At 72.9% G+C, this 25,784-nt stretch carries 29 protein-coding genes; 18 read left to right on the forward strand and 11 right to left on the reverse strand.

Annotation, left to right across the window (positions count from 1 at the left end; genetic code table 11):
- Positions 1-93: 93 nt before the first annotated feature.
- Together ITJ55_RS00850 and ITJ55_RS00855 are read left to right on the forward strand one after the other, a co-directional pair.
- Positions 94-351 carry a ribbon-helix-helix protein, CopG family gene (locus tag ITJ55_RS00850; RefSeq protein ID WP_194593708.1) on the forward strand — a complete coding sequence of 86 codons (258 nt, stop codon included), beginning with the start codon at positions 94-96 and terminating at the stop codon, positions 349-351.
- Positions 345-686 carry a type II toxin-antitoxin system PemK/MazF family toxin gene (locus ITJ55_RS00855; RefSeq protein ID WP_194593709.1) on the forward strand — a complete coding sequence of 114 codons (342 nt, stop codon included), beginning with the start codon at positions 345-347 and terminating at the stop codon, positions 684-686. The genes ITJ55_RS00850 and ITJ55_RS00855 overlap by 7 nt, the downstream gene beginning before the upstream one ends.
- A gap of 13 nt (positions 687-699) precedes the next feature.
- On the opposite strand, the gene ITJ55_RS00860 is transcribed toward ITJ55_RS00855, so the two are convergent.
- The 3 genes from ITJ55_RS00860 to ITJ55_RS00870 all read right to left on the reverse strand — a co-directional run bounded on the left by ITJ55_RS00860 (position 700) and on the right by ITJ55_RS00870 (position 3,853).
- Positions 700-1,575 (reverse strand): patatin-like phospholipase family protein, encoded by an 876-nt coding sequence (locus tag ITJ55_RS00860; RefSeq protein WP_194593710.1) that lies wholly within the window; start codon positions 1,573-1,575, stop codon positions 700-702.
- A gap of 104 nt (positions 1,576-1,679) precedes the next feature.
- Positions 1,680-2,729 (reverse strand): MBL fold metallo-hydrolase, encoded by a 1,050-nt coding sequence (locus ITJ55_RS00865; protein WP_194593711.1) that lies wholly within the window; start codon positions 2,727-2,729, stop codon positions 1,680-1,682.
- Positions 2,730-2,821: 92 nt separating this feature from the next.
- Positions 2,822-3,853: an NADPH:quinone reductase gene (locus ITJ55_RS00870; RefSeq protein ID WP_194593712.1), complete on the reverse strand. Its 1,032-nt coding sequence runs from the start codon at positions 3,851-3,853 to the stop codon at positions 2,822-2,824.
- 66 nt (positions 3,854-3,919) lie between these two features.
- On the opposite strand from ITJ55_RS00870, the gene ITJ55_RS00875 reads away from it, so the two are divergent.
- The 3 genes from ITJ55_RS00875 (at position 3,920) to ITJ55_RS00885 (ending at position 6,988) form a co-directional block, all read left to right on the forward strand.
- Complete coding sequence (locus tag ITJ55_RS00875; RefSeq protein WP_194593713.1) at positions 3,920-5,341, forward strand: sensor histidine kinase; 1,422 nt, start codon at positions 3,920-3,922, stop codon at positions 5,339-5,341.
- On the forward strand, positions 5,314-6,039 hold the full coding sequence (locus ITJ55_RS16395; RefSeq protein WP_370543943.1) for a response regulator: 726 nt from the start codon (positions 5,314-5,316) through the stop codon (positions 6,037-6,039). The genes ITJ55_RS00875 and ITJ55_RS16395 overlap by 28 nt, the downstream gene beginning before the upstream one ends.
- Before the next feature lie 91 nt (positions 6,040-6,130).
- Positions 6,131-6,988, forward strand: coding sequence for a hypothetical protein (locus tag ITJ55_RS00885; protein WP_194593714.1), 858 nt, complete (start codon positions 6,131-6,133; stop codon positions 6,986-6,988).
- A 176-nt stretch (positions 6,989-7,164) separates the two neighbouring features.
- Here ITJ55_RS00885 and ITJ55_RS00890 read toward each other — a convergent pair whose 3' ends face one another.
- Positions 7,165-8,127: an acetylxylan esterase gene (locus ITJ55_RS00890; protein WP_194593715.1), complete on the reverse strand. Its 963-nt coding sequence runs from the start codon at positions 8,125-8,127 to the stop codon at positions 7,165-7,167.
- A 153-nt stretch (positions 8,128-8,280) separates the two neighbouring features.
- Positions 8,281-9,324 (reverse strand): LLM class flavin-dependent oxidoreductase, encoded by a 1,044-nt coding sequence (locus tag ITJ55_RS00895; RefSeq protein ID WP_194593716.1) that lies wholly within the window; start codon positions 9,322-9,324, stop codon positions 8,281-8,283.
- A 67-nt stretch (positions 9,325-9,391) separates the two neighbouring features.
- On the opposite strand from ITJ55_RS00895, the gene ITJ55_RS00900 reads away from it, so the two are divergent.
- Both ITJ55_RS00900 and ITJ55_RS00905 read left to right on the forward strand, forming a co-directional pair.
- Positions 9,392-9,793 (forward strand): hypothetical protein, encoded by a 402-nt coding sequence (locus tag ITJ55_RS00900; RefSeq protein WP_194593717.1) that lies wholly within the window; start codon positions 9,392-9,394, stop codon positions 9,791-9,793.
- Between the two features lie 271 nt (positions 9,794-10,064).
- Positions 10,065-10,682 carry a TetR/AcrR family transcriptional regulator gene (locus ITJ55_RS00905; RefSeq protein ID WP_194593718.1) on the forward strand — a complete coding sequence of 206 codons (618 nt, stop codon included), beginning with the start codon at positions 10,065-10,067 and terminating at the stop codon, positions 10,680-10,682.
- Between the two features lie 19 nt (positions 10,683-10,701).
- Here ITJ55_RS00905 and ITJ55_RS00910 read toward each other — a convergent pair whose 3' ends face one another.
- On the reverse strand, positions 10,702-12,024 hold the full coding sequence (locus ITJ55_RS00910) for an MFS transporter (protein WP_194593719.1): 1,323 nt from the start codon (positions 12,022-12,024) through the stop codon (positions 10,702-10,704).
- Between the two features lie 142 nt (positions 12,025-12,166).
- On the opposite strand from ITJ55_RS00910, the gene ITJ55_RS00915 reads away from it, so the two are divergent.
- The 4 genes from ITJ55_RS00915 (at position 12,167) to ITJ55_RS00930 (ending at position 15,648) form a co-directional block, all read left to right on the forward strand.
- Entirely contained in the window at positions 12,167-13,024 is an 858-nt protein-coding gene (locus ITJ55_RS00915; protein WP_194594671.1) for a LysR substrate-binding domain-containing protein, read from the forward strand.
- Positions 13,025-13,079: 55 nt separating this feature from the next.
- Positions 13,080-13,484, forward strand: coding sequence for a hypothetical protein (locus ITJ55_RS00920; RefSeq protein WP_194593720.1), 405 nt, complete (start codon positions 13,080-13,082; stop codon positions 13,482-13,484).
- Between the two features lie 126 nt (positions 13,485-13,610).
- Positions 13,611-15,080 (forward strand): NCS2 family permease, encoded by a 1,470-nt coding sequence (locus ITJ55_RS00925; protein ID WP_194593721.1) that lies wholly within the window; start codon positions 13,611-13,613, stop codon positions 15,078-15,080.
- 82 nt (positions 15,081-15,162) lie between these two features.
- Positions 15,163-15,648, forward strand: coding sequence for a VOC family protein (locus ITJ55_RS00930; protein ID WP_194593722.1), 486 nt, complete (start codon positions 15,163-15,165; stop codon positions 15,646-15,648).
- Positions 15,649-15,675: 27 nt separating this feature from the next.
- Here the strand turns inward: ITJ55_RS00930 and manD are convergent, their stop codons facing one another.
- Together manD and ITJ55_RS00940 are read right to left on the reverse strand one after the other, a co-directional pair.
- A complete protein-coding gene (manD, locus tag ITJ55_RS00935; protein ID WP_194593723.1) occupies positions 15,676-16,914 on the reverse strand; it encodes a D-mannonate dehydratase ManD in 1,239 nt (412 codons plus the stop codon).
- Between the two features lie 104 nt (positions 16,915-17,018).
- Positions 17,019-17,879 carry an aldo/keto reductase gene (locus ITJ55_RS00940; RefSeq protein WP_194593724.1) on the reverse strand — a complete coding sequence of 287 codons (861 nt, stop codon included), beginning with the start codon at positions 17,877-17,879 and terminating at the stop codon, positions 17,019-17,021.
- A gap of 151 nt (positions 17,880-18,030) precedes the next feature.
- On the opposite strand from ITJ55_RS00940, the gene ITJ55_RS00945 reads away from it, so the two are divergent.
- The 3 genes from ITJ55_RS00945 to ITJ55_RS00955 are packed head-to-tail and all read left to right on the forward strand — an operon-like array spanning position 18,031 to position 19,985.
- Positions 18,031-18,450, forward strand: coding sequence for a hypothetical protein (locus ITJ55_RS00945; RefSeq protein ID WP_194593725.1), 420 nt, complete (start codon positions 18,031-18,033; stop codon positions 18,448-18,450).
- Positions 18,451-18,453: 3 nt separating this feature from the next.
- Positions 18,454-18,933, forward strand: coding sequence for a hypothetical protein (locus ITJ55_RS00950; RefSeq protein WP_194593726.1), 480 nt, complete (start codon positions 18,454-18,456; stop codon positions 18,931-18,933).
- A 47-nt stretch (positions 18,934-18,980) separates the two neighbouring features.
- Positions 18,981-19,985, forward strand: coding sequence for an aldo/keto reductase family protein (locus ITJ55_RS00955; protein ID WP_194593727.1), 1,005 nt, complete (start codon positions 18,981-18,983; stop codon positions 19,983-19,985).
- Positions 19,986-20,105: 120 nt separating this feature from the next.
- Here the strand turns inward: ITJ55_RS00955 and ITJ55_RS00960 are convergent, their stop codons facing one another.
- From ITJ55_RS00960 to ITJ55_RS00970, 3 genes are all read right to left on the reverse strand, one after another.
- Complete coding sequence (locus ITJ55_RS00960) at positions 20,106-20,654, reverse strand: YbhB/YbcL family Raf kinase inhibitor-like protein (RefSeq protein ID WP_194593728.1); 549 nt, start codon at positions 20,652-20,654, stop codon at positions 20,106-20,108.
- Positions 20,655-20,726: 72 nt separating this feature from the next.
- Positions 20,727-21,590, reverse strand: a complete 864-nt coding sequence (locus ITJ55_RS00965) for an aldo/keto reductase (protein ID WP_194593729.1) — start codon at positions 21,588-21,590, stop codon at positions 20,727-20,729.
- 13 nt (positions 21,591-21,603) lie between these two features.
- Positions 21,604-22,575: an aldo/keto reductase gene (locus ITJ55_RS00970; protein ID WP_194593730.1), complete on the reverse strand. Its 972-nt coding sequence runs from the start codon at positions 22,573-22,575 to the stop codon at positions 21,604-21,606.
- Between the two features lie 62 nt (positions 22,576-22,637).
- On the opposite strand from ITJ55_RS00970, the gene ITJ55_RS00975 reads away from it, so the two are divergent.
- The 4 genes from ITJ55_RS00975 (at position 22,638) to ITJ55_RS00990 (ending at position 25,740) form a co-directional block, all read left to right on the forward strand.
- Entirely contained in the window at positions 22,638-23,045 is a 408-nt protein-coding gene (locus ITJ55_RS00975) for a TIGR02611 family protein (RefSeq protein WP_194593731.1), read from the forward strand.
- Positions 23,046-23,112: 67 nt separating this feature from the next.
- On the forward strand, positions 23,113-24,060 hold the full coding sequence (locus ITJ55_RS00980; protein WP_194593732.1) for a DnaJ domain-containing protein: 948 nt from the start codon (positions 23,113-23,115) through the stop codon (positions 24,058-24,060).
- Positions 24,061-24,148: 88 nt separating this feature from the next.
- On the forward strand, positions 24,149-24,535 hold the full coding sequence (locus tag ITJ55_RS00985; protein WP_194593733.1) for a VOC family protein: 387 nt from the start codon (positions 24,149-24,151) through the stop codon (positions 24,533-24,535).
- A 227-nt stretch (positions 24,536-24,762) separates the two neighbouring features.
- Positions 24,763-25,740 (forward strand): NUDIX hydrolase, encoded by a 978-nt coding sequence (locus tag ITJ55_RS00990; RefSeq protein ID WP_194593734.1) that lies wholly within the window; start codon positions 24,763-24,765, stop codon positions 25,738-25,740.
- The last annotated feature ends 44 nt before the right edge of the window (positions 25,741-25,784 follow it).

Consider the following 25,784-nt stretch of genomic DNA (forward strand, 5'->3'; position numbering starts at 1 on the left):
GCGCTCTACGATCCCGACATGAGACATTCCTCCGCAGGCAACACGCTTCCATCCGCCTCCCCGACGGAAGTCATACCGGGTTATACTCAGTCGATGAAGACAGCGATCTCCGTCCCCGATGCGACATTCGAACGAGTCGAACGTCGCGTCGCCGAACTGGGCATCAACCGATCACAGTTCTTCGCTCGAGCCGCCGAGCGTTACCTGGACGAACTCGAGCAACGGTCCGTCACCGAACGGCTCAACGCGGCCATCGCCCTCGACGCGGGGCGCAGCGATTCCGAGACCGCCGACTTCGTCGGGTTCTCGAGACGTCGTCTCGAGTCCGCGACGGCCGACGACGCATGGTGAGCCGGGGCGACGTCTGCTGGGTCGATCTGGGCGACCCGAGGGGCAGCTCCCCGGCGAAGCACCGACCCGTGGTCGTCGTGCAAGCCGACGCCTACTCTCACAGCGCACTGTCGACGGTGGTCGTCGTGAGCCTCACCTCTTCCACCTGGCTCGCGGCCCATCCCGGCAACGTGTTCGTGCCCGCCGCGGCCTCGGGGCTCGACCGGGATTCCGTCGCGAACGTCACCCAGATCTCCACGGTCGACGAGGGCGACCTGGGCCCGACGGTCGCCACGCTCCCCGCGTACCTCCGGGACGACGTCGACGCAGGCTTGCGAGCCGTCCTGGCTCTGTGACCGGCGGCGCAGGTCAGGCGACGCCGCCCGACCAGAACGCGCGGACGTCGTCGAGCACGGCCTCGGCCTGTCGACGGCCGGCCTCGGCCGCGGGGCGACGCGTGGTCGTGGCGAGCACGTCGGTGCCGAAGGCCTCGAGCGCCGCGGCGTCGGCCTCGACGACGAAGATGTCGTGCCCGGCCGCGCGGCGCGCCGCGACGACCTGGGGCAGGGTCGGCCCGAGCGGCGAGACGTCGAGCTCGGGCCCGCACGACAACACCAGCACACGGTCGAAGTCGTCGGCGAGGTCGGCGTTGGTGCCCGACCGCACGCCGCCGTCCATCGTCGGGCGGCCGTCGACCTCGACGGTGGGCCAGACGACGGGCACCGAGCAGCTCGCGGCCACGGCGCGGTACAGGTCGACGCCCGAGCCGCCGTCCAGCGGGCGGAACGTGCCGTCGGTGGCGTCCACGGTGCAGACGGTGAGTGCCGCGTCGGGCCAGGCCGCGCCTCCGAACCGGTCGCGCATGGCCGTGACGAGCTCGGGCTCGTCGGCGACCACGGGCGTCTCGCGGGCCAACGCGCCGATCCGGGCCCGCGCCTCCTGCCGGGTGGTCGCCCCGGCGAGCGCCTGGCCGAGGGTCTGCTGGAACACGTCGGGGTCGATGGAGCCCGACGGCAGCTCGACGACGTCCTCGAACTGCTCGCGGAGGCCCTGGTCGACGAGCCCGAGTCGCACCATCGTGCCGACGACCGACCCGGCCGAGGTGCCGACCACGAGGTCGGCGTCGCCCACGTTCACGCCCGCTTCGAGCAAGCGGGAGAGCACGCCGAGCTCCCAGGCGATGCCGGTGATGCCACCGCCGCCCAGGACGAGGGCGGTGCGGGTGGGGGTCGTGGTGGTGCTCATGTCTCTCCTCGGTCGTGGTGACGGCCCGAGCAGGAGGTGCGGTGCGGCTCCCGGGGCCGCGCTCGAGAGTAGGCCGCTCGCCTCGTGACGTCCTCGGGCAGGTGTCAGGCGGGGCGCAGCTCGCCGGCGCGGCCGAGCGCCTGCACGTGCCACCCGGTCTGCGCCAGCGCCGAGCCGAGCCGGTAGCCGTGCAGCGAGGCGATGCCTCCGCTCCACGACATGCGCTCGGCGACCTGCCACACGGTCGGCCGGTCGAGCGCGTCGAGGGCTGCCGCGGCGTCCCGGCTACGGTCGGTGCGGTGGGCGATCAGGGCCTCGGCACGCTCGCGGAGCCCCGTGAAGCGGTACTCGTGACCCGGGCAGACCTCGAGCGCGTCCGGCCCGGGCACGTCGAGGGCGACCATGCGCTCGAGCGACGCGAGGTAGTCGGTCAGCGGGTTCGTCGGGGTGCGGCCCCCGAGGCCGATGCCCGGGTTGACGCGCGGCAGCACGTGGTCGCCCGTGAAGACGAGGCGTTGCTCGGGTTCGACGAAGCAGAGGTGGCCCGCGGTGTGCCCGGGGGTGTGGACCGCCCGCAGCTTCCGGCCCGCGATCGGCAGCACGTCGCCGTCGGCCAGCAGCAGGTCGGCGGCGACCGCGGGCAGGTGGCGACCCGACCCCCACGAGGCGACCAGCGCCTCCTGGTCCTCGGCCGGTGCGCCCCAGCGGGCGATGTCGGCGTCGGCGGCGGCCGCGTCGACCGGCCGGTCGGCGAGGGCGGCCTGCTCGGCGGCGTGCAGGGCGATGCGGGCACCGGAGGCCCGTCGCAGGGCCTCTGCTCCGCCGAGGTGGTCGGCGTGCAGGTGCGTGACGGCGATCAGCTCGACGTCGGCGAGGGCGTGGTCGACGTCGGCGAGGGCCTGCTCGAGCCGGTCGAGGTTCGCGTCGACTCCCCACCCGGGGTCGACGACGGTCAGGGCGCCGTCCGAGCCCTCGACGACGTAGCCGAGCGAGTGGTCGTCGATGCCGTCGCCGAACTCGAACGCGACCGACCAGACGCCGTGCCGGACCTCCTCGACGGGCGGCAGGTCGCCGCGACGGACGGCGTCGGCCTGCACTCGGCTGAGCGGGACGGGAGGCGCAGGAGGCACGGGTCGGCTGGCGGCGTCGGTCACCCCGCGAGCCTAGCCAGCGCCGCCGGCCACCCACGCCGGTCCGCGCCCGCCGACGCCGCGACCGCCGTGCCTGCCGACGCCGGGCCTGCCACCTACTCGGCCGAGACCTCGATCAGCACCTTGCCGACCACGTCGCCCTCGACGGCCTCGTGTGCGGCCGCCGTCTCGGCGAGCGGGAAGGTGTGCAGCGGCAGGCCGGCGGCCTCGCCGACGGGCAGGACGCCGTCACGCAGGGCGGCGGTGACGTCCTCGACGGCCGCCTGTAGCGCCTCCTCGCCCACGGTGTAGAGCAGCACGAACTGGAACCGCGTGTTGGTGACCATGTTCGCGCGGATCGGGATCGTGGTCGTGTCGCCGCCGTTGTCGGCGTAGATCGCCACGGAGGCGCGGTGCGCGACGACCTGCGACAGCAGTTCGGCGTTCTGCGAGATCGCGACCTCGACCACGACGTCCACGCCGTCGGGCGCGAGCTCGCGGATCTCGGCGGCGGCGTCGCCCGTGCGGTAGTTGACGACGTGGTGCGCGCCGGCGGCCGTGGCCAGGGCGGCCTTCTCGTCGCTGCTGATGGTCGTGATGACGGTGGCACCGGCCCAGCGCGCGAGCTGGATGGCGGCGTGGCCGACGGCACCCGCGCCTCCTGCGACGAGGACGACGGTGCCGTCGAGGCTGCCGGGGGTGAGGTGGCTCGGGCCGTCCTCGCGGACGGTTAGGGCGCGGTGCGCGGTCATGGCGGGCACGCCGAGGCTGGCGCCGACGTCGAGGCCGACGCCCTCGGGCAGCGGGACGACGCGCGCGGCGGGCAGCACGGTGAACTCCTGTGCGGTGCCGGTGGGGCGCTGGTGTGCCGAGAGGTAGGTCCAGACGCGGTCGCCGACCGAGAGGTCGGTGACGCCCTCGCCGATCGCGTCGACGACGCCCGAGCCGTCCTGGTTCGGCGTGACCTCGGCAAACGGGAGCGACTCGCCGGGGCCGCCGCCCGCACGGGACTTCCAGTCGGTGGGGTTGACGCCCGACCACACGACGCGCACGCGCACCTCGCCGGCGGCGGGTTCGGGCAGGTCGCGGTCGACGAGCTGCAGCACGGTGGGGGCGGGTCCGGTCTCGGAGTACACGATCGACTTCATGCCCGGAGCCAACCAGACCCGGCCGTGCCGTGTTCCCGGCGCGCGGTCAGGCCGCAGAATGGCGTGATGACGCCCACCGACCGCTCGGTACCGCCCTGGACTCGGGTGGTCGCACCGGCCGACGCGCGCTCCCGCGACACCGTCGACCCGACGCCGCGCCGGGTGGTGACCTGGGTCGCCGTCGTGGCGGTGGTCGTCATCGTCGCCGTCATCGTGGCAGCCCTCGTCGCCGCCCGACGCCTGGCCGAGACCGAGTCGGTCCGTGACGCCGCCGACCGGGCCGACCGCATCGCCGACGTCCTCGTGCAGCCCGAGCTCACCGACGCCCTGCTGGCGGGCGACCAGGGTGCGACCGCCGCCGTCGACGCCGTGGTGCGCGACCACGTGCTGAGCGACAGCATCGTGCGGGTGAAGATCTGGGACGCCGACGGCCGCATCGTCTGGTCGGACGAGCCGCGCCTGGTGGGGCAGCGGTTCGGCCTCGCCGACGACGAGCTCGAGGCGCTCCGTGGTTCGGGGGTCGACGCCGAGGTCAGCGACCTCGAGGCCCCCGAGAACGCCTACGAACGCGGTGAGGGCAAGCTGCTCGAGACCTACCGCTCGGTGCTGACCGCCGAGGGCACGCCCCTGCTGTTCGAGGTGTACTTCCGCTACGACGAGGTGCTGCAGCGCAGCGGGCAGCTCTGGCAGGGCTTCGCCGGAATCGCCGTGGGCAGCGTCGTCGTCGTGCTGGCCCTGCTGGCACCCGTGCTGTGGCGCTTGCTCACGGCGCTGCGCTCGGCCAGGGTGCAGCGCGAGGCCCTGCTGACGCGGGCGCTCGAGGCCAGCGCCGACGAACGTCGCCGCATCGCGGGCACCCTGCACGACGGGGTCGTGCAAGACCTGGTCGCCACCTCGCTCGCGTTGTCGGCCGAGGGCGCCGCCGCCCGCCGACGGGGTGACGCCGGCACCGCCGACGGCCTCGACACCGTGGCGGGCTCCGTCCGCAGCGGCATCGGCGGCCTCCGCACGCTGCTGGTCGACATCTACCCGCCCAACCTCGAGCGCGCCGGCCTCGCCTCGGCGCTCGACGACCTCGCGACGGCGACCCGCGCGCGCGGGGTGGCCACCACGGTCACGACCACCGGCGACCCGAGGCTCGACCCCGACGCCGAACGGCTCGTGCACCGCGTCGTGCAGGAGTGCCTGGTCAACGTCGTCAAGCACGCCGGCGCGTCGGCGGCGACGGTGACCGTCGAGGCGGCGACGGCATCCGCCGGCACGCCGACCGCGGGTCGACCGTCGGGTCAGGCCGGGCCCCGTCGGGTCGTCGTGACGGTGTCCGACGACGGGCGGGGGTTCGACCCGGCGACCGTCGACCACGCGCCCCACGGCCACTTCGGCCTGCGGCTGGTGACCGACGCGGTGCGCGACGCCGGGGCTGCCCTCGACCTCGCCACGAGTCCCGGCCACGGAACCCGGTGGCGGCTGACGGTGGCGGCCTCGTGATCGGCGTCCTCGTGGTCGACGACCACCCGCTCGTCCGGGCCGGTCTGCGCGCCCTCGTCGAGACCGCGGACGACCTCGTCGTCGTCGGCGAGGCGTCCAGCGGCGAGGACGCCGTGGCGTTCGCCGCCGAGGACGCCCGGGCCGCGCGCAGCGTCCCCCTCGGGGTCGTGTTGATGGACCTCTCGATGCCGGGCATGGGCGGCCTCGCCGCCACGCGCCTCCTCACCGAGGCGCACGACCACCTGCACGTCGTCGTCCTCACCTCGTTCCCCGACCCCGCCTCGGTGCAGCAGGCGCTCGCCGCAGGGGCCGTCGGCTACCTGCTGAAGGACGCCGACCCGGCCGGCGTCGTCGCCGGCGTCCGGGCCGCCGCCGGGGGAGGCGCGCCTCTCGACCCCCGGGCGGCCCGGGTGCTGCTGCCGTCCCGTGACGCGGGAGGCGCGGTCGCGTCACCCGCGCCTCCCGCGTCCGCGACGGCTGCCGCCGGCGCCCCCGGCCCGGTCTCGGGCCGCGAGGCGGAGGTGCTGAGGCTGCTCGCCCGCGGGCTCGCCAACAAGCAGATCGCCGGGCAGCTCGGCATCAGCGAGCGGACGGTCAAGGCGCACGTCGGCAGCGTGTTCCGCCGCATCGGGGTGGCCGACCGGACGAGCGCCGCGCTCTGGGCGCGCGACAACGGGTACGGGGTCGGCGGGTACTAGTACCAAGGTCCGATGGTGCCGCGGGCGGGGCCCCACGATGCTGGTGTCCACAGCGCAGAACGAGCTGTCCACCGCTCTCGAAAGGCCCACCATGCCCAGCACCTTCTTCCACAGGGCCCGCGCGGCCGTGCTCGTGACGGCGGTCGTCGCCGGCTCGCTCGCCCTCTCGGCCGCCCCCGCCAGCGCCTCGGGCAAGACCAGTGCCGGCGGCGACTACGCCGTGACCGTGAACGGCACGACGTACGACCCGGCCGCAGGCAAGAGCACGAAGCTCTCGGGCATCGTGCCGACCGGCCGCATCGCCGTGCGCGGCGTCAACAACGGCTTCGACATCGACGTCTCGACGCTCGGCGTCTACGACTACACGCTGACCGGCGCCCCCGACACCCAGCGCATGGTCACCAAGCCCACGACGGTCTTCGCCTCGAAGGTGCCGACGCTCACCGCGGCCCAGCGTGCGGGCGCGACGATCAAGAGCCTCGAGGTCAAGGACGACACCCTCGTCGTGCTGTTCGGCACCTCGGCCGGCAAGTTCAAGATCCAGGCGAAGGACGGCGCCCAGGGCGGGATCTTCCAGATGGAGTCCGAGTTCGGCGCCCCCGTCGAGTTCGTGCACACCCTCGCACCGGGCGTCTTCTACTTCGTCAACCAGTACACGGGCAAGGTCAACTTCGGCGACGGGGTCGACGCGGTCGCCTCGGGTGCCGGCGCGCACCAGATGCTGCTCGGCAAGGACAGCCCGCAGGTCGCCACCAAGACGTTCCAGTCGGGCACCGTCACCAAGTGGCTCGTGCAGTCGGGCGGACGCCTCGGCGGCGTGCTCGGCGAGGACGCGATCGAGCTGAGCGCCGGCGCCACGAACTGCACCAGCCAGTGCCAGGCGCAGAACCAGATCCGCGGTTCGCTGCCCGTGCCGCCCGACCCGACGAACCCGACGCCGATCGGCTGACCCGCGCCTCCGGGCCCCGGGTCGACCGGGGACGCCACGACCGGCCGCTCACCTCTCGGGGTGGGCGGCCGGTCGCCGTCCGCGGTCGGGTTGTCCGCGGTCGGGTTGTCCGCGGTCGGGTCGTCTGCGGACGAGTCGTCTGCGGTCGGACCGTCCGTGGTCGGACCGTCGGGGCGTCAGGCCCCCGGGCTGCGGAACAGGGCGAGCGCGAGCAGGTCGTCCTCCGGGCCGCCGCCCTCGTGCCCGTTGTACGGCCAGACCGTGATCTCGGCGGGGCCGCCGTAGGCGTGGAACGCGCCGAACACGGTCGACGGCGGGCAGGTCGGGTCCATCAACGCCGTCGTGAACCGGGCGGGGGCGGTCGCCCGCTTCGCGAAATTGACGCCGTCGAAGTAGGCGAGCACGTCGTGCACCGAGGAGGCGCGGTGCCGGTGGACGGCCAGGTAGCGTCCGATCTCCTTGTACGGGTCGGCGTCGGTGATCACGGTCGCCCGCCGGAAGTCGCAGAGGAACGGCACGTACGCCGCCACGGCGGCGAGGCCCGGCACGAGTCCGGCGACGGCGAGGGCGATGCCGCCGCCCTGGCTGCCGCCGACGACCGACACCCGGGAGGCGTCGACGACGTCGAGCCCCCGAGCCGCCTCGACGGCCCGCACCGCGTCCGTGAAGACGCGTCGGTAGTAGTACGTCTCTCGCGAGTCGATGCCGCGCGTCATGACGCCGGGGTGCGCGGGGCCCGAGCCGTCGGGGTCGGGGGTGGCGCCGATGCTCCAGCCCGAGCCCTGACCGCGGGTGTCCATCTGCAGGTGCGCGAACCCGGCCGAGGCCCAGAACAGGTTCTCGGCCGCGGCGCCCCGCCCACCGCCGTAGCCGACGAACTGCACGACCGCCGGCAGCGGGCCGCTCGCCCCGGCGGGCACGCGCAGCCAGGCACGCACGGGCTGCCCCGCCCACCCGGCGAACGTCACGTCGTACACGTCGAGCGTCGTCAACCCCGTCTCGATCCGTTCGACGTGCAGGTCGAGCGGGTGCGCCCGGGTCTCGGCGAGCGTCGCCGCCCAGAACTCGTCGAAGTCGTCGGGGTCGGTCTGGGTGGTGCGGTACTCGCGCAGGGCGGGCTCGGGCAGGTCGGTGAACATGAGCACCTGTCTACCGCAGCCCGCGGCGCCTGCCCCGGAGGCACCGCCCACGGGCCTGCCCGCACCCGTCGAGGAGGTGCGGGGCGCGAGGTGCGGGGCGCGAGGTGCGGGGCACGAGGTGCGGCGCACGAGGCGCGGCTCAGGAGGCGCGGCTCAGCTCGCGTGGGCCAGGTTCGGCACCCAGCCGAACGCCGGCGCGACGTGGTCGGCCACCGTCTGCAGCAGCCGGGCATTGTACGCCACCCCGAGCTGGTTCGGCACCGTCAGCAGGATCGTGTCGGCGGCCTGCACCGCGGCGTCCGCCGCCAGCTGTGCCGCGATCACGTCGGGCTCACCCACGTAGCTCTTGCCGAAGCGCGACTGCACGCCGTCGAGCAGCCCGACCTGGTCCTGCGAGTCGGCCTGGGCCCGGACGCCGAAGTAGCGGCGGTCCTCGTCGGTGGTGATCGGGATCACGCTGCGGCTCACCGACACCCGGGGCTCACGGGTGTGACCCGCGGCGCGGTAGGCCTCACGGTACAGCGCGATCTGCTCGGCCTGCAGCTCGTCGAAGGGCACTCCGGTGTCCTCGGTCAGCAGGGTGCTGCTCATCAGGTTCATGCCCTGCTCACCGGTCCAGACGGCCGTCGAGCGGCTGCCGGACCCCCACCAGATGCGCTCGCCGAGGCCGGGGGAGCGGGGCTCGACCGACAGCCCGTGCGACCAGCCGGTCATCTTCGGGTCGGACTCCGCGACGTCGGCGCCGTCGATCGCGGCCCGGAAGACCTCGGTGTGCCGGCGGGCCAGGTCGGCGTCGCTCTCGCCGTCGCGCGGGACGTGGCCGAAGGCCTCCCACCCGCGCAGGGCGGGCTCGGGTGACCCGCGGCTCACGCCGAGCTGCAACCGGCCCGCGCTGATCAGGTCGGCGGCCGCGGCCTGCTCGGCCATCGAGAGCGGGTTCTCGTAGCGCATGTCGATCACGCCGGTGCCGAGCTCGATGCGGCTCGTCCGGGCGGCCATGGCGGCCAGCAGCGGGAACGGGTTGGCGGCTTGGCGCACGAAGTGGTGGACGCGCACCGCGGCCACGTCGATGCCGATCTCGTCGGCGGCCTCGGCCAGCTCGATCGACTGGACCAGCGCCTCCCGGGCCGTCGGCGTCGCCGAGCCGCGGACGTCCTGGTAGTGGCCGAACGACAAGAACCCGATGCGCTTCTTCATGACCGGGCGAACCGCCGAGGTCTCCCGGCCATTCCGTCCGGCGTGCGCGCTCGGTAGCGTGGGCGACGTGGAGAACCGCTTTCGCATCGACGGTGACGACCTCGGCATCGACCTGCGCGCCTCCTCGGTCACCCTCGACGGCGACGGGGTCGTCGACGCCCGCATCGTCGCGGCCCGGGTGCCCGAGGTCGCCGACTGGTCGGACGAGCCCCCGTCACTGGTGTTCCGTGACGTGCCGGTGAGGTTCGACGGCGCCACCTTCGGCGCGACGGTCGACGACGAGCTGCTCGACGAGCACGAGATCGTCTTCCGGCTCGGCGAGAACCTCGACGTGCACGGCGTCCTCAGCCTCGGCGCCGGCGACCGGCTGCGCTTCGTGGGCACGACGCACGTGTCGGGCGAGCCGACGGCCTGGCGGCTCGACGTGTCGATCGGCTTCGGCGGGTCGTCGCGGCGCGCCGCGATCTGAGCCGGCCGAGCACGACCGCGTCGGGACGACGAGCCCCGGGAGGCACGGCTCGAGTGGTCGCGCCCGTGGGGGCGTGCGGTGCCGGGGCGGGGTGCGCGGCCGACGAGTCGACCTGGTGAGGGTCGGGCGGCCGCGCACCCACGCGGTCTCCTGATGCTTCGGGTTCACCAGGCGATCCGATGGTAACGCCCCGATACCCGTCGGTATGCGCCCCGTTCGGGGTCCGTGCGGGTGACTTCTGAGGATCACCCGCACCCGTTAGGGTCGCAGCATGGCCAGCACCGCAGGCGCTCCCGTTCCGCGCACGCCCCGAGCGCAGGTCAAGCAGCGCCTGCTCGACGCGGCGTCCGACCTGTTCTCCCGGCGCGGGGTGCACGCGACGACCCTCGACGACGTGGCCCGCGCCGCCGGCTTCAGCAAGGGGGCGGTCTACTCGAACTTCTCGTCGAAGGACGACCTGGTCGTCAGCCTCATGCGTCGCGAGACCGACGGCGCGCTCGGGGCGTTGCAGGGCATGTTCCTGCCGGGGACGACCCTCGACCAGCTGCCCGCGAAGATCAGCACCGCCTTCGCTCCCTACGGGCCCGGCCAGGTCGAGGACTTCGCCCTGATGAGCGAGTTCCGGGCCCACGCCCTCGCGCACCCCGAGGTGATGGCCGACTTCGTGCGACAGCGCCGCGAGGTGCTCGACGCGGTGCACGGTCTCGTCGAGGAGGTCTTCCGCGGGCACGCGGTGCAGGTGACGGGTCTCGAGCCCCGCACGCTCGCCCGCGTGCTCGTGTGCATCACGCTCGGCGTCGCCTTCGACTGGCCGGCGACGGGCGAGCAGGCGGCCGGCGACGTCATGGCCGACGTCGTCGCGGCGCTGACCCGCGGCGCCGCCGCCTGACCCCCGACCCCTGCCAGGCCTAGCGCTGCTCGATGCTGACGACCGGCACGTGCCACCGGGTGCGCACCTGCAGCGTGAGCTGACCCCGCCGGGCCAGCACGATCGCCGTGATCGCCGCGGCGACGGCGGGCACCCCGCCCGAGACGACCATGGCGGCGTGCGTGCCGAAGGTCTCGACGATCACGCCCATCAGCGGTCCGCCGATCGCCTGGCCGCCGAGCAGCACGAGGATGTACAGCGACATGACCCGCCCGCGGATGGCGATGTTGCTCGACATCTGCACGAGCTGGTTCGCCGCCGTCAAGAACAGCAGCGAGGCGAACCCGACGCCGACGAGCACGACGGCGAACGGGACGAGCGACGGCATCGAGCCGGCCACGGCCTGCAGCACGCCGGTGGCGAGGACGCCGAGCACGATGGTCCGCAGCCGGATGGTCGCCCGGCGGGTCGAGAGCAGAGCGCCGGTGAGGGCGCCGACGGCGATCATCGAGTTGAAGAGCCCGTAGCCGCCCGGGCCCACGTCGTAGACGTCCGCCGCGAACGACGCGAGCAGCACGGGCATGGTCAGGCCGAAGACGGCGTAGACGCCCACGAGCAGCACCGGGACGACGATCGTCGGCTTCGAGCGGGCGTAGGCGAGCCCCTGACGCAGCTGGCCCCGGCCTCGCGCCGCCGGGGCGACCCGGGTCATCTGCGCCGTGCGCAGCAGCGTCAGCATCACGACGACGACCAGGCAGGCCACGCCGTTGACGACGAAGGCCCAGCCCGCTCCGACGGCGAGCAGCAGCACGCCGGCGATCGCCGGGCCGACCATGCCGCCGAGCTGGAACACGCTCGAGTTGACGCTGATCGCGTTGCGCAGGTGGGTGTGGCCGACGAGCTCGGTGACGATCACCTGGCGGGCCGGGTTGTCGACGACGGTGACGAGGCCCGTGGCGAACGCGATGGCGAAGACGTGCCAGGCCTCGACGGCGCCCGAGAGGGTGAGGGCCGCGAGGCCGAGGCTCAGCACGGCGAAGACGCTCTGGGTGACGAGCATGAGGGCCCGCTTCGAGAAGCGGTCGACGATGACGCCGCCGAGCAGGCCGAAGAACAGCATGGGGGCGAACTGCATCGCCACGGTCACGCCGACCGCGGTCGCACTGCCGGTGAGCTCGAGCACGAGCCAGTCCTGGGCGATGCGCTGCATCCACCCGGCGGTCATCGCGACGACGTTGCCGGCCGTCCAGAGCCGGAAGTTCGGCACGCTGAGGGCGATGAAGGTGTGCCGCCACGGCGGGCGGGTCGTGCTGATCGGGAGGGGAGCGGTCGGGGGGAAGTCGGTGCGGGGCGGGGCGGACATCACGTTCCTGCGCTGGTGGTTCGGTTCACGGTCTGCATCGACCGTAAGGCCGGGCTGGTCATTCGGACCCCGGTGGGCGATGATGAATCGCATTGGCTTCGTGAATGATGACGCCAATGGTCCGCTCGACCGAGGAGGCGCGGTGTACGACCCCACGCTGCTCGCGACGTTCCTCGTCGTGGCCGAGACGCGCAGCTTCACCCGGGCCGCGCAGCGCCTCGGCATCAGCCAGCCCACGGTCAGCCAGCAGGTCGGCCGGCTCGAGAAGGCTGCGGGCCGGACGCTCGTCGCCCGCGACACCCGCGACGTGCGCCTGACCGACAACGGCGACGCCATGGCCGGCTTCGCCCGCACGATCCTCGCCGCGCACGCGGCCGCCGAGAGCTACTTCAGCGGTTCGGCGATGCGCGGCCGCCTGCGCTTCGGGGCCGCCGACGATCTCGCGATCACCCAGCTGCCGTGCATCCTACGCCATTTCCGCCAGCTCTACCCGCAGATCAACCTCGAGCTCACCGTCAACCAGTCCGCGCCCCTCCGTCGGCGCCTCGCGGCCGGGCACCTCGACCTCATCTTCGTCAAGCAGACGGCGGGCGAGTCCGACGAGGGCACCCGGGTCGCCGGCGACGCCATGGTCTGGATCGGCCAGGAGAAGCTCGTCGTCGAACCCGGTCGGCCCGTGCCGCTGATCGCCTACCAGGCACCCAGCCTCAGCCGCCAGATGGCGATCGACGCCCTCGAACGCGCCGGGCGCACCTGGCGCATCACCTGCAACACCCGTGACGTCAACGGGGTGCTCGCCGCGGTCCGCGCGGGCATCGGCGTCGCCGTCTTCCCGTTCTCGCTCATCCCCACCGATCTCGTCAAGGTCAGCGACCGGTTCTCGCTGCCGACCCTCGGCGACGTGGACTACGTGCTGGTCGCGAACCCCGGCGCCGCCCGCGAGCCCGTCGACGCCCTGATGTCGGCGATCACCAGCCGGGGCGTCAGCCGCGCCGTCTGAGCGCCGCGGCGCGTCGCCTCCGTCCCACCCCGGGAGGCGCGCGCAAGATGGTCGCATGAGCCACCGCCCCACACGCCACCAGACGTCCCTCGCCCGACGGGACGCCCGCGTCCTCGCCGCGATCCTCGGTGGTTCCGGTCTGCTGCACCTCGCCAAGCCCGCGGCGTACGACGCGGTCGTCCCGCGGAGCGTCCCCGGGCCGGCCCGGTTCTGGACGATCAGCTCAGGCCTCGCCGAGGTCGGCATCGCGGCCGCGCTCCTCGCGCCGCGGACGCGTGCGGCCGGCGGACTCGCCGCGGCCGCGTTGTTCGTCGCCGTGTTCCCGGCGAACGTCTCGATGGCCCTGCGCGCCGTGAAGAGCGATCGGGCCACGACGGGGCGCCGGGTCGTCACCCTCGCGCGGCTGCCCCTGCAGGTGCCCTTGGTGACGCGCGCGCTCGGCGTGCACCGCGCCTCCTAGGCCCGTCCTCACCGAGGCGGGCGGGCCCGACGGCGCGACGGTGGGGGCGTCGCATGGTGCACCGCGGCCACGGCCTATCCTGTCCTTTTCCCCCTCGACGTCCGATCACCCCGGAGACGCATCGCCATGGCCACGAACGCCCCCGCCACCACGCCGCAGAGACCCGGAGTCGGGGGCACGCTCGACCGGTTCTTCGAGATCACGCACCGCGGCTCCACCTGGGCTCGCGAGATCCGGGGCGGCGTCGTCACCTTCGTCACGATGGCCTACATCGTCATCTTGAACCCGCTGATCCTCGGCGGGTTCAGCGCCGACCAGGCCGCGACCGACGTCGCCGGCAACTGGCTGCAGAACGGCCAGGTGGGTGCGGTCACGGCCCTGACCGCCGGGGTCATGACGATCCTGTTCGGAACGGTCGCGCGCCTCCCGTTCGCGTTCGCGGCGGGTCTCGGCATCAACTCGTTCCTGGCCGTCAACGTCGTGCAGGACGTCACCTGGCCCGAGGCCATGGGCCTCGTGGTGATCAACGGGCTCGTCATCACGATCCTCGCCGTGACCGGCCTCCGCAGCATGATCTTCACCGCCGTGCCCGCCGCCCTGAAGACGGCCATCACGGTCGGCATCGGCCTGTTCATCGCCTTCATCGGCCTGGTCGACTCGGGCTTCGTCCGCACCAGCGGCACCTCGTCGCCGCCCGTCCAGCTGGGCGACGCGGGCTCGGTCGCGACCCTGCCGACCATCACCTTCGTCATCGGCCTGCTCGTCATCGGCGTGCTGATGGCCCGCAAGGTGCGCGGCGCGATCTTCATCGGCATCGTCGCGACGACCGTCATCGCCATCGCCCTGCAGGCGATCTTCCAGGTGCCGCCGTCGAACGGCCAGAACCTCGACGACTGGAACCTCAACGCCCCCGTGCTGCCGACCCAGATCGTGGCGCTGCCCGACCTCTCGCTGGTCGGCCAGTTCAGCTTCGGCGCCTTCGCCCGCATCGGCGTGCTGTCGGCCGTCATGCTGGTCTTCACCCTCGTGTTCACGAACTTCTTCGACGCCATGGGCACCATGACCGGCCTCGCCAAGGCCGGCGACGTCGCCGACGCCGACGGCACCTTCCCGCGTCTGCGCTCGGCCCTGATCGTCGAGGGCGTCGGCGCGGTCGCCGGCGGGGCGACCAGCTCGTCGTCGAACACCGTGTTCGTCGAGTCGGCCTCGGGCATCGGCGAGGGCGCCCGGACCGGGTTCGCGTCGGTCGTCACCGGCGCGTTGTTCTTGCTCGCGATGTTCTTCACGCCCTTGACGCAGGTCGTCCCGCTCGAGGTCGCCGCCTCGGCGCTCGTCATCGTCGGTGCGCTGATGGTCTCGCAGATCAGCCAGATCGACTGGACCGACTTCTCGGTCGCCCTGCCGGTGTTCCTCACCATCATCACGATGCCGCTGACCTACTCGATCGCGAACGGCATCGGCGTCGGCTTCGTCAGCTGGGTCGTCGTCCGGGCGTTCGCCGGGCGGGCGCGGACGATCAGCCCGCTGCTCTGGATCGTCGCCGCCGGGTTCCTGGTCTACTTCGTGCGCGGTCCGATCGAGGCGCTCATCGGCTGACCCTCGCCACGGGCGTGGGTCAGCGCTAGCCTGTGCCGCACGGCGGCGACGGCGCCACCGGCACAGCCCGAGGAGGCGCGCCATGCCCCGCATCACCCCCACGCTCTGGTTCGGTCGTGACATCGAGACCGCGGCCGACTTCTACGTCGGCCTGTTCCCGGCGTCGCGCGTCACCGACGTCTCGCGCTACCCCGAGGACTTCCCCGACCAGGCCATGGCCGGTCAGGCGTTGGTCGTCGATCTCGAGCTCGACGGCCAGCCGTACCGCCTGCTGAACGGCGGCGACGGCGGCCCGCGGCCCACCGAGGCGACCTCGTTCTCGATCTCGGCCGAGACCCAGGACGAGCTCGACCACTACTGGGACGCGTTCGCCGCCGACGGCGGGCAGGAGGGGCGGTGCGGCTGGGTGACGGACCGTTGGGGGTTCTCCTGGCAGGTCGTCCCCACCGTCATGGACCGCTACCTGGGCGGCCCCGACCCCGAGGGCGCCGCCCGCGCCATGGCCGCGATGATGGGCATGAACAGGCTCGTCATCGCCGACCTGGCGGCTGCCTACGAGGGCGACTGACGCTCTCTCGCGAGCCGCGCCTCCTCGTCACCAGTCGTGGACCGTGCCGTCGGCCAGCCGGTTGTAGGGCAGGTAGGCCTGGGCGTACGGGTAGGCCGCGGCGGCCCGTTCGTCCAGCTCGACGCCGATGCCGGGCTGCTCGCCCGGGTGCAGCATGCCGTCCACGAAGGTGAAGCTCTGCCGGAAGACCTCGTCGGTCTTGGCACCGTGCTTCATGTACTCCTGGATGCCGAAGTTGTGGATGGCCAGGCCCAGGTGCATCGCGGCCGCCATGCCGACCGGCGAGATGTCGGTCGGCCCGTGCATGCCCGACTTGATCTGGTACTGCGAGGCGTAGTCGAGCACCTTCTTCAGGTGGGTGATGCCGCCCGTGTGCGTCACGGCGCTTCGCACGTAGTCGATCAGCTGCTCGCGGATGATCTGCTGGTAGTCCCAGACGGTGTTGAAGATCTCGCCGATCGCCAGCGGGGTCGTCGTGTGCTGGCGGACCAGCCGCAGGGCCTCGGGGTTCTCGGCCGGGGTGACGTCCTCGAGCCAGAACAGGTCGTAGGGCTCGAGGCTCTTGCCGAGCCGGGCCGCCTGGATCGGCGTCATGCGGTGGTGGCCGTCGTGCAGCAGGGGGATATCGGGGCCGAACTCGTTCCGCACCGCCTCGAACACGGTGGGCACGTGTCGCAGGTACGACCGGGTGTCCCAGTCCTCCTCGGCCGGCAGGGCGCCGCGCTGCGCGGGCTCGTGGTCGTAGCGCACGCCGCTGTTGGCGTCGAAGGTGGCGTTCGAGGCGATGCCGTAGATCGACGTCAGGCCGGGCACGCCGGTCTGGACGCGGATCGCCTTGTAGCCCTGCTCCTGGTGGTCGCGCACGCTGTCGAAGAGCTCGGGCAGGTCCTTGCCCGAGGCGTGGCCGTAGGTCAGCAGGCCCGTGCGCGACGCGCCGCCGAGCAGTTGGTAGAGGGGCAGTCCGGCGACCTTGGCCTTGATGTCCCACAGCGCGACGTCGACGGCGGCGATCGCGGCCATGGTGACCGGCCCGCGACGCCAGTAGGCGCTGCGGTAGAGGAACTGCCAGTTGTCCTCGATGCGGGCGGGGTCGCGCCCGATCAGCAGGGGCACGACGTGCTCGATCAGGTAGGCGACCACGGCGAGCTCACGACCGTTCAGGGTGGCGTCGCCGAGGCCGGTGACGCCGTCGGAGGTCGTGATCTTCAGCGTCACGAAGTTGCGGTCGGGGCTGGTGACGATCACGTCGGCCTTGTCGATGATCATGCGGTGTCCTCTGGAGCTCGCGTCCGGCTGACATCGATGTCAGCCGGGCTGGTCACCCCACTCTGGTGCATGTGCGGGCGCGAGGCGAGCCCCGGAGGCGCGGGTCACCGCATCTCGAGCGGCACCCCGGCCGTCGGGGCGGGGAACGCCCGCTCGAGCTGCACGAAGGCCTGGTCGTCGAGGTCGATCGCCAGGGCGGCCGCGTTCTCGAGGGTGTGCTCGGCCGTGCCGGCCTTCACGGCGACCATGAGGTCGGGCACGAGCCGGAGCACCCACGCGAGGGCGACCTGGGCCTGCGAGACGCCGAGGTCGTTCGCGACCTGTGCGAGCACGGGGTGCCCGAGCAACTCGCCGCCGTCGACGGGGGAGTACGAGGTCAGCGGCACGCCGCGCTCGCGCGCCCAGGGCAGCAGGTCGAACTCGGGTCCGCGGCGGGCCAGGTTGTAGAGCACCTGGTTCGTCCGGACGTTCTCGCCACCCGGCACCGAGAGCAGCTCGTGCAGGTCGTCGACGTCGAAGTTGCTGACGCCCCAGCCGCCGATCGCGCCCTCGGCGACCAGCGCCTCCAGGGCCTCGACCGTCTCGGCGAGGGGGTGACGTCCGCGCCAGTGCAGCAGGTAGAGGTCGAGGCGGTCGGTGCCCAGTCGCTCGAGGCTGGCGTGACAGGCGTCCACCGTGCCCTGCCGCGAAGCGTTGCTCGGCAGCACCTTGCTCACCAGGAACACCTCGTCGCGGCGTCCGGCGATCGCCTCGCCGACGAGCGACTCCGATCGACCGCCGCCGTACATCTCGGCCGTGTCGATCATCGTGAGCCCGGCGTCGATCCCGGCGCGCAGGGCCGCGATCTCGGTCTCGCGCCGGCGGGGGTCGTCGCCGAGGTTCCAGGTGCCCTGGCCGAGCGCCGGGACGACGCGGCCGTCCGGCAGGGCGACGGCGGGGTTCGTGGGGGTGGCGGGGGTCGTCATGCCGGGGGATGGTAGTCGCCGCTCGGGGCGGCGGGGCCGGGCGCCGTGCCGTCGGCCGATCGTCTCCTCCCCAGTCAGGCCGATGCTGACGTCCTCCACAGGCCGGCCGACCGCGTGCCACCGTCGACACCGGGGCGGCCAGCCTCGTCCCATGACCTTCACCGACACCTACCCTCCCGTCCTCGCCCCTGACCCCACCGACGAGCAGCTCGAGGACTTCGTCCACGAGTTCTGCCTCGAGCCGTCCGACGACCGGGCCCTGCTGTGGATGTACCTCGGGCCCGACGGCGTCCCCGTCGCCCCGCCCGTCGCCGTCGGCGGCCTCCCGGTCGAGCCCGACCGTGACCGGGTCGGCACGATCGCGCTCCGCATCGTCGAGGTGGCGGCCTGGGTCGACGCCACGTCCGTCCTCCTCGTGTGGCAGAGCCCCGACGAGTCGCTCTCGGCGTCGTGTGACGACCAGCGGTGGGCCGCGGCGATCCTGTCCGTGATCGAGCCCGGCGACCTGACGGTCCTCCCGCCGATGCGTCGCACCCCGTCCGACGTCCGTCCCCTGCTTCCGGTGGGCTGAGGGGTGCGCGTCCGCGGCAGTTCCGTTCCCGTCGATCCCGACCCCGACCTCCTGCGCCTCCCCGTCCTCGCAGTCGACGCCGACGAGCAGGCCCTGCTCGACCATGCGACCCGGTTGTGCGCCGAGAGCTGCGATCGCGAGGTCGTCCACTTCGCCTTCCTCGCCGCCGACGGCCGACAGCTCGCCCCCGCGGGCCGGCTGCACGGCGTTCCGCGCCTGCCTCGTCGGCCCGACGTCGACGAACTCGTCGACCTGTGGCGTCACCAGGGCCTGCGGGTCAGGGCCCGGCAGATGGTCTGCGTCTGGCAGACCGTCGACGACGACCGCGTCGACCGGCTCGCCGTCGACGTCTGGGCGTCGGGCATCGCCCGGTCGCTCGGTGCCGGGCCGCTCCGGCTGCGGGCCTTCTGGCACCGCACCCCCTCGGGCTTCACGGTGCCCGACGGGCTCCGCGACCGGGCGGCCGGAGCGGCCCGTGACTAGCGTCGACCGGGTGCCGCATCGACGCGGCACCACCGAGAAAGGTCGTCATGAAGTTCAGGTACCTCGGAAACAGCGGGCTCAAGGTCAGCGAGCTCACCTACGGCAACTGGCTCACCCACGGCTCGCAGGTCGAGAACGACACGGCGACGCGTTGCGTCCGCGCCGCCCTCGACGTCGGCATCAGCTCGTTCGACACCGCCGACGTCTACGCCAACACGCAGGCCGAGACCGTCCTGGGCGAGGCGCTGAAGGGCGAGCGCCGCGAGTCCCTCGAGATCTTCACCAAGGTCTACGGTCCGACCGGCCCGAAGGGGCACAACGACACCGGGCTCAGCCGCAAGCACATCACCGAGTCGATCGACGGGTCGCTGAAGCGTCTCCAGACCGACTACGTCGACCTCTACCAGGCACACCGGTACGACGTCGAGACCCCGCTCGACGAGACGATGGAGACCTTCGCCGACCTGGTCCGCCAGGGCAAGATCCTGTACGTCGGCGTGTCGGAGTGGAACGCCGAGCAGCTCCGCGAGGCGCACGCCCTCGCCCGGGAGCTCAAGATCCAGCTCGTCTCGAACCAGCCGGAGTACTCGCTGCTCTGGCGCGTCATCGAGGACGAGGTGGTCCCCGCCTCGACCGAGCTCGGCATCTCGCAGATCGTCTGGTCGCCCGTCGCCCAGGGCGTGCTGACGGGAAAGTACAAGGTCGGTGCCGAGCTGCCCGAGGGCAGCCGGGCGACCGACCAGAAGGGTGGCGCGGGCATGATCGAGCGCTGGCTGCGTGACGACGTCCTCGACGCCGTGGCCCAGCTCGAGCCGATCGCGGCCGACCTGGGGCTGACGCAGGCCCAGCTCTCGCTGGCGTGGGTGCTCTCGAACGAGAACGTCGCGTCGGCCATCATCGGGGCGTCGCGGCCCGAGCAGGTCGAGTCGAACGCGAAGGCGTCGGGCGTCACGCTCGAAGCCGACGTGCTCTCACGCATCGAGGCGATCTTCGAGGGCCTCGCCGAGACCGACCCGCGCAAGACGCAGATGCCGAGCGGCCGCGAGGCCTGACGCCGCCGGTCTGCAGGCCTGACGCTGCACGACGGGCGGTCGGCCGGCCCCCGCGACGCGCGACGACGCCCCGCCACGAGATCGTGGCGGGGCGTCGTCGTGTCGTCACCGGGTGTCGGGTCAGGCCGCGGGCACCTCGAAGGTGGCCGAGATGACAGCGCGAGCCAGGGTGTGGAAGTGCAGGTTGAAGCCGAGGTAGGCCGGGCTGGCGGTCTCGTCGACGCCGATCTTCTCGACGTCGAGGGCGTGCACGGCCACGAAGTACGTGTGCGGACCGTGGCCCTCGGGCGGCGCCGCGCCGACGTAGCGGGCCAGGCCGCCGTCGTTCTTCAGCTGGATCGCACCCTCGGGCAGGCCGGACCCCTGGTCGTCGCCCGCGCCCGACGGCAGCTCGGTCGTGTCCCCGGGCAGGTCGGCCACGGCCCAGTGCCAGAAGCCCGAGCCCGTGGGCGCGTAGGGGTCGTAGATCGTGACGGCGAAGCTCTTGGTGCCCTCGGGTGCTCCGGACCAGCTCAGTTGCGGGCTGGCGTCGTCGCCGCCGGGGCCCATGATGCCGCTCACCTGCGGGCGTCGCAGCTCGGCGCCGTCGGTGATGTCGGCGCTCGTGAGCTCGAACTCGGGCACGATGCCGATGATGTCGTAGGGGCGGGTCAGGTTGGCGTCGGCCATGGGGTCTCCTCGTCGGTGGGGTGGTCGTGGCGGTGCGCCCACCCCGAGGGGGCGGGCGCACCGGTGATCGGGTCAGGCGGCGTCGAGCCGCTGGATCTCGTCGGCCGAGAGCTTGATCGACGTCGCGGTCGCGGAGTTCATGATCGTCTGAGGCCGCGTCGACCCCGGGATGGGGATCACGAGCTCGGACTTCGCGAGCTCCCACGCGAGGGTGAGCACCTGCGGGGTCACCCGTCGGGCGTTGGCGATCTCGGCGAACACGGCGTGCTTGGCGCCGAGTTCGCCGGCGTTCGTGATGCCGCCGAGCGGGCTCCACGGCAAGAACGCGATGCCCATCTCGTCGCACAGCGCGAGTTCGACCTCGCTCGACCGGAAGGCGGGCGAGTACTGGTTCTGCACCGAGACGAGCCGGTCGTCGAGGACGTCGTTCGCCTCGCGGATCTGTTCCGGCGTCGCGTTCGAGATGCCCGCCATGCGGATCACGCCCTCGTCGAGCAGCTCGACCAGGGCCCCGATCGAGTCGGCGTACGGGACGGCGGGGTCCGGCCGGTGGAACTGGTACAGGCCGATGGTCTCGACCCCGAGTCGCTTGGCCGAGGCCTTCGCGGCTTCTTTGAGGTAGGCCGGGTCGCCGTTCTGCGCCCACGCACCCGCCTCGGGGCGCAAGTGTCCGCCCTTGGTGGCGACGAGCACCTGGTCGGTGTCGGCGTGGTAGCTCTTCAGCGCCTTGGCGATGAGCAGCTCGTTGTGGCCGACCTCGTCCTTGCCCGCCTGGTGGTAGGCGTCGGCCGTGTCGATCAGGGTGATGCCCTGTTCGAGCGCGGCGTGGATGGTCGCGATGCCCTGCTTCTCGTCGGGTCGGCCCTCGATCGACAGGGGCATCCCGCCCAAGCCGATGGCACTGACCGTCACGTCTCCGATGGTCCTGGTCTTCATGTCGTCCTCCGGTTCACCACGCGTAGTCCTCGGGCGACGTGTCGTGCCCGGGGAAGATCTCGTCCAGCCGCGCCAGCGCGGCCTCGTCCAGCTCGACGTCGACGGCGGCGACCGCCGACTCCAGTTGTGCCATGGTCCGCGGGCCGGTGATCGGCCCGGTGACACCCGGCTGGTGCAGCAGCCACGCGAGGGCGACCTCGCCCGGGGCGTGGCCGAGTTCACGGGCGAAGGCCTCGTAGGCCTCGAGCTGCTCACGGTGGGCGGCGACGTAGTCGGCGCTGCGTCCCTCGAGGCGACGCGAGCCCTCCTCGGTCTTCTCGATGACGCCACCCAGCAGTCCACCGTTCAGCGGCGACCACGGGATCATGCCGAGTCCGTAGTGGCGGGCGGCGGGCAGGGTCTCGCGTTCGACGTCGCGGACGATCAGGTTGTAGATCGACTGCTCGCTCACCAGGCCCGTGAAGTGCCGGGCCTTCGCGGCTTCCTGGGCCTGGGCGATGTGCCATCCCGCGAAGTTGCTGCTGCCGACGTAGAGCACCTTGCCCTGCTGCACGGCGACCTCCATGGCCTGCCAGATCTCGTCCCAGGGCGTCTCCCGGTCGACGTGGTGGAACTGGTACAGGTCGATGTGGTCCGTCTGCAGGCGCGAGAGGCTCGCGTCGAGGGCGCGGCGGATGTTCAGCGCGCTGAGCTTGCCGTCGTTGGGCCAGTCGCCCATGTCGCCGTACAGCTTCGTGGCGAGGACGGTCTTCTCCCGTCGCCCCCCGCCACGGGCGAACCACCGACCGATGATCTGCTCGGTGATGCCTTCGCCCTTCTCCCAGCCGTAGACGTTCGCCGTGTCGAAGAAGTTGACGCCGAGCTCGTGGGCCCGGTCCATGATCGCGTGGGAGTCGTCCTCCGTCGTCTGCGGCCCGAAGTTCATCGTGCCGAGCACGGCCCGTGAGACGGACAACCCTATGCGTCCGAGGTGTGTGTAATCCATGTTCCCTGGTTACCCCCTCCTCGACGGTGCCGCTCACAGGAACGCCCCCTAGCGTCGTCGTCATGACCGAGCAGCCCGAGAGCCCGGACGGCGCCCCGTCGGTGGCCCCCCACGGCCACGACCCGCGTCGCGGGCGCCGCCGACAGGCGTGGCGCGACGCCCACGCCCGCATGCGCTCGGGGCTCGATTCGCGTCCCCGGCTCCGACTGCTCTACAAGGTCGGCGTCGGCGTGCTCGGCGGGCTCGTCGTGGTGGTCGGCCTGATCCTGGTGCCGTTGCCCGGTCCGGGGTGGCTCGTGGTCTTCCTCGGGGTGGCCCTGCTGGGCACCGAGTTCCCGGCGGCGCACCGCATCACCCAGTGGGTGCGTCGCCTCGTCCGCCGGGCACGACTCCGCTGGCGCGCCTGGCGGGTCGCCCGTTCCGCCCGCCGGGCCACCGCGGCCCGACCGGCGGCCACCCCGACGCGTTGAGGCACCGAACCGTTCCGCGCCCGAGCGCCGACCCGTCGTCCAGGGGGCGTTCGGTAAGGTCGCCGTCGTGACGCCCAGCCCCGCCTCCGCCACGCCCTACGAGGTGCTCGGCGTGCCGTCGACGGCGTCGACCGACGAGCTGCGTCGCGCCTACCGGCGCCTCGCTCGCCAGACCCACCCCGACCTCGGCGGCACGGCCCAGGCGTTCCGCGACCTCCAGCACGCCTGGCAGCAGGTCGGCACGCCCGAGGCCCGCGCCGACTACGACCGCGGCTCGGGCTCCCGCAGCACCGCTCCGTCGGGCAGCGCCCGGTCGGCCGGGTCGAGCGCCCCGGGGTGGTCGCCGCCACCCCGCGAGCCGGCCCGCACCGACTCCAAGCCCAAAGCCCGCGTCCACGGGCACCCGGGCGGCGCGAACCGCGAACGGTACCTCGGCCTGATGCGCGAGTGGGTCGGACGCGGCGTGCCCCTCGACGACCCGTACGACGAGCGCCTCGTCCGCAGCGCGCCTCCCGAGATCCGCCACGTCCTCGCCGACGCGATGGCCGAAGAGGCGACCGTCGCCGCCGTCACCGAGCTCGGCATCGGGTTCACCATCTGGAGCGACGTCGACGCCGGTGCCGAGGGCAAGCTCGACCACGTCGTGCTCGGACCGTCGGGGCTGTTCGCGATCCAGTCCTCCGACTGGGGCAGCGAGGTGCAGGTGTCCCGCGGCGAGCTCGTCGGTCGGGGCGTCCCCGTCGACGAAGAGCCCGTCCGCGACCTCACCCGGCAGGCACGTGCCGTCCGCCGCGAGACCCGCGTCTCGTTCACGGCACAGCTGATCGTCGTGCCGGACGACGACTTCGCGCCCGCCCTCGAGAAGGTCGGGCGTCGGGCCGGGGGCACCTGGGTGCTCCGCCGCTCGCTGTTGCCGCAGGTGCTGCGTCACGGGCCCGAACTCGGCGACCGGACGAGCATCTCCGACGTGTTCGAGGTCCGGGCCCGGCTGCAGCAGGCCATCCGCTTCGTCTGACCGGGGCTGGTGCGCGAGCCGCGCCGGGTGCACCCTTGGCGTGACGCCGGCGTCGGTCGGCCGTCCCCGTCCGAGAGAGGGGCACCCCGTGTTCCGTCCGCAGTCCGGCTACTCCGGTTTCAGCGTCGACGACGTGGCCGCGGCCACGTCGTTCTACCGTGACGTCCTCGGTCTCGAGACCGAGATCGTCGTCGAGGGTCAGATGGTCCGCCTCCGTCTGCCGGGAGGCGCGGCGTGGGTCTTCGTCTACGCCAAGCCCGACCACGTGCCCGCGTCCTACACCGTGCTGAACCTCGTCGTCGACGACCTCGACGCGGCCCTCGACGACCTGGCCGGGCTCGGGCTCGAGCCGCAGCAGTACGGCGGCCACGCCGACGGACGGGGCGTCCTGCGGGGTCGCAGCGTCGGCATGGGGCCCGACATCGCCTGGTTCACCGATCCGGCCGGCAACGTCTTCTCGGTGCAACAGCCGTAGGCCCCGTCCGGACCGGACCGAGGAGGCGCGGTGCCCGACGCCGCGGAAGGCGCGGCACCCGAGACGGGCAGGACTGGCCTGGCATCGGGTTCCGGGCCAGTCCCAGGTGTTCCTTCGGAGCGCGTCCGCGCATCGGTTGGGTCCGGTCTCGCCCGGCCGGGCGTTCGAGGCGGCCGGCGTCGCGGACGCGAGCACCGCCTCCCGGTCGCTGTGGCAAGCTCGTCCGTGTGAACACGCACGAGCCCGCGGACGGCTGGGTCGAGGCCCCCGACGGGCGCCGGTTCTGGGGCCGCGCCGGGGCGGCGGGGCTGCTCGTCGTCGACGAGGGCGGACGGGTGCTGCTGCAGCACCGGGCCGACTGGAGCCACTTCGGGGGCACCTGGGGTCTGCCGGGCGGCGCGCGTCACCACGACGAGAGCGCCGTCGAGGGCGCCCTGCGCGAGAGCGGCGAAGAAGCCGCCGTCCCGGGCGACGCCTTGCGCCTGCTCTTCTCGTCCGAGCTCGACCTGGGCTTCTGGTCGTACACGACCGTCGTCGCCCGGGCCCTGCGGCCCTTCGACCCCGTGGTCTCAGACCCCGAGAGCATCGCCCTCGGCTGGGTCCCGGCCGACCACGTGGCCGACCTGCCGCTGCACCCGGGGTTCGCGGCGTCCTGGCCGAGGCTCCGCGCCGAACTCGCGAGCGACGTCCACGTCGTCGTCGACGTCGCGAACGTCCTGGGCTCCCGGCCCGACGGGTGGTGGCGCGATCGGGTCGGTGCCACCGATCGACTGCTCGCCGTCCTGTCACGCAGCGCCGGCACCGGGGTCGCGGCGTCGACGCTGATCCCGGACGGCGACGAGCCGTCCCCGGGCCGCTCTGTCGCGCCGGCGTCGGATGTGACCCACGACGCCCGGGCCTTCGCGGACGATTCCGCCACCGAGCCGCCGGGGGCGCCGACCTGGCGCTGGCCCACGGTGACCGCCGTCGTCGAGGGCGAGGCCCGCGCGGTCGGTGACGCGTTCGACGCCGTGACCGTCGTCCGAGCCGAGACGGACGGTGACTCGGCCGTCGTGGCCCGGGTGAGGTCACTCCTGGCGGCGCCGGGCCCCGTGCCCCGCGTGGTCGTCGTTACCGCGGACCGGGCCCTGGCCGACTCGGTCATTGCCGAGGGCGCAGGCGTCCTCCGTCCTGGCGCGTTCCGGCGCGCGGTCGGACTCGACTGAGACGCACGACGGCCCGCTCCACCGGGGTGGGACGGGCCGTCGTG

The organism is Frigoribacterium sp. VKM Ac-1396 (genome assembly GCF_015350895.1).
GTDB lineage: Bacteria > Actinomycetota > Actinomycetes > Actinomycetales > Microbacteriaceae > Frigoribacterium.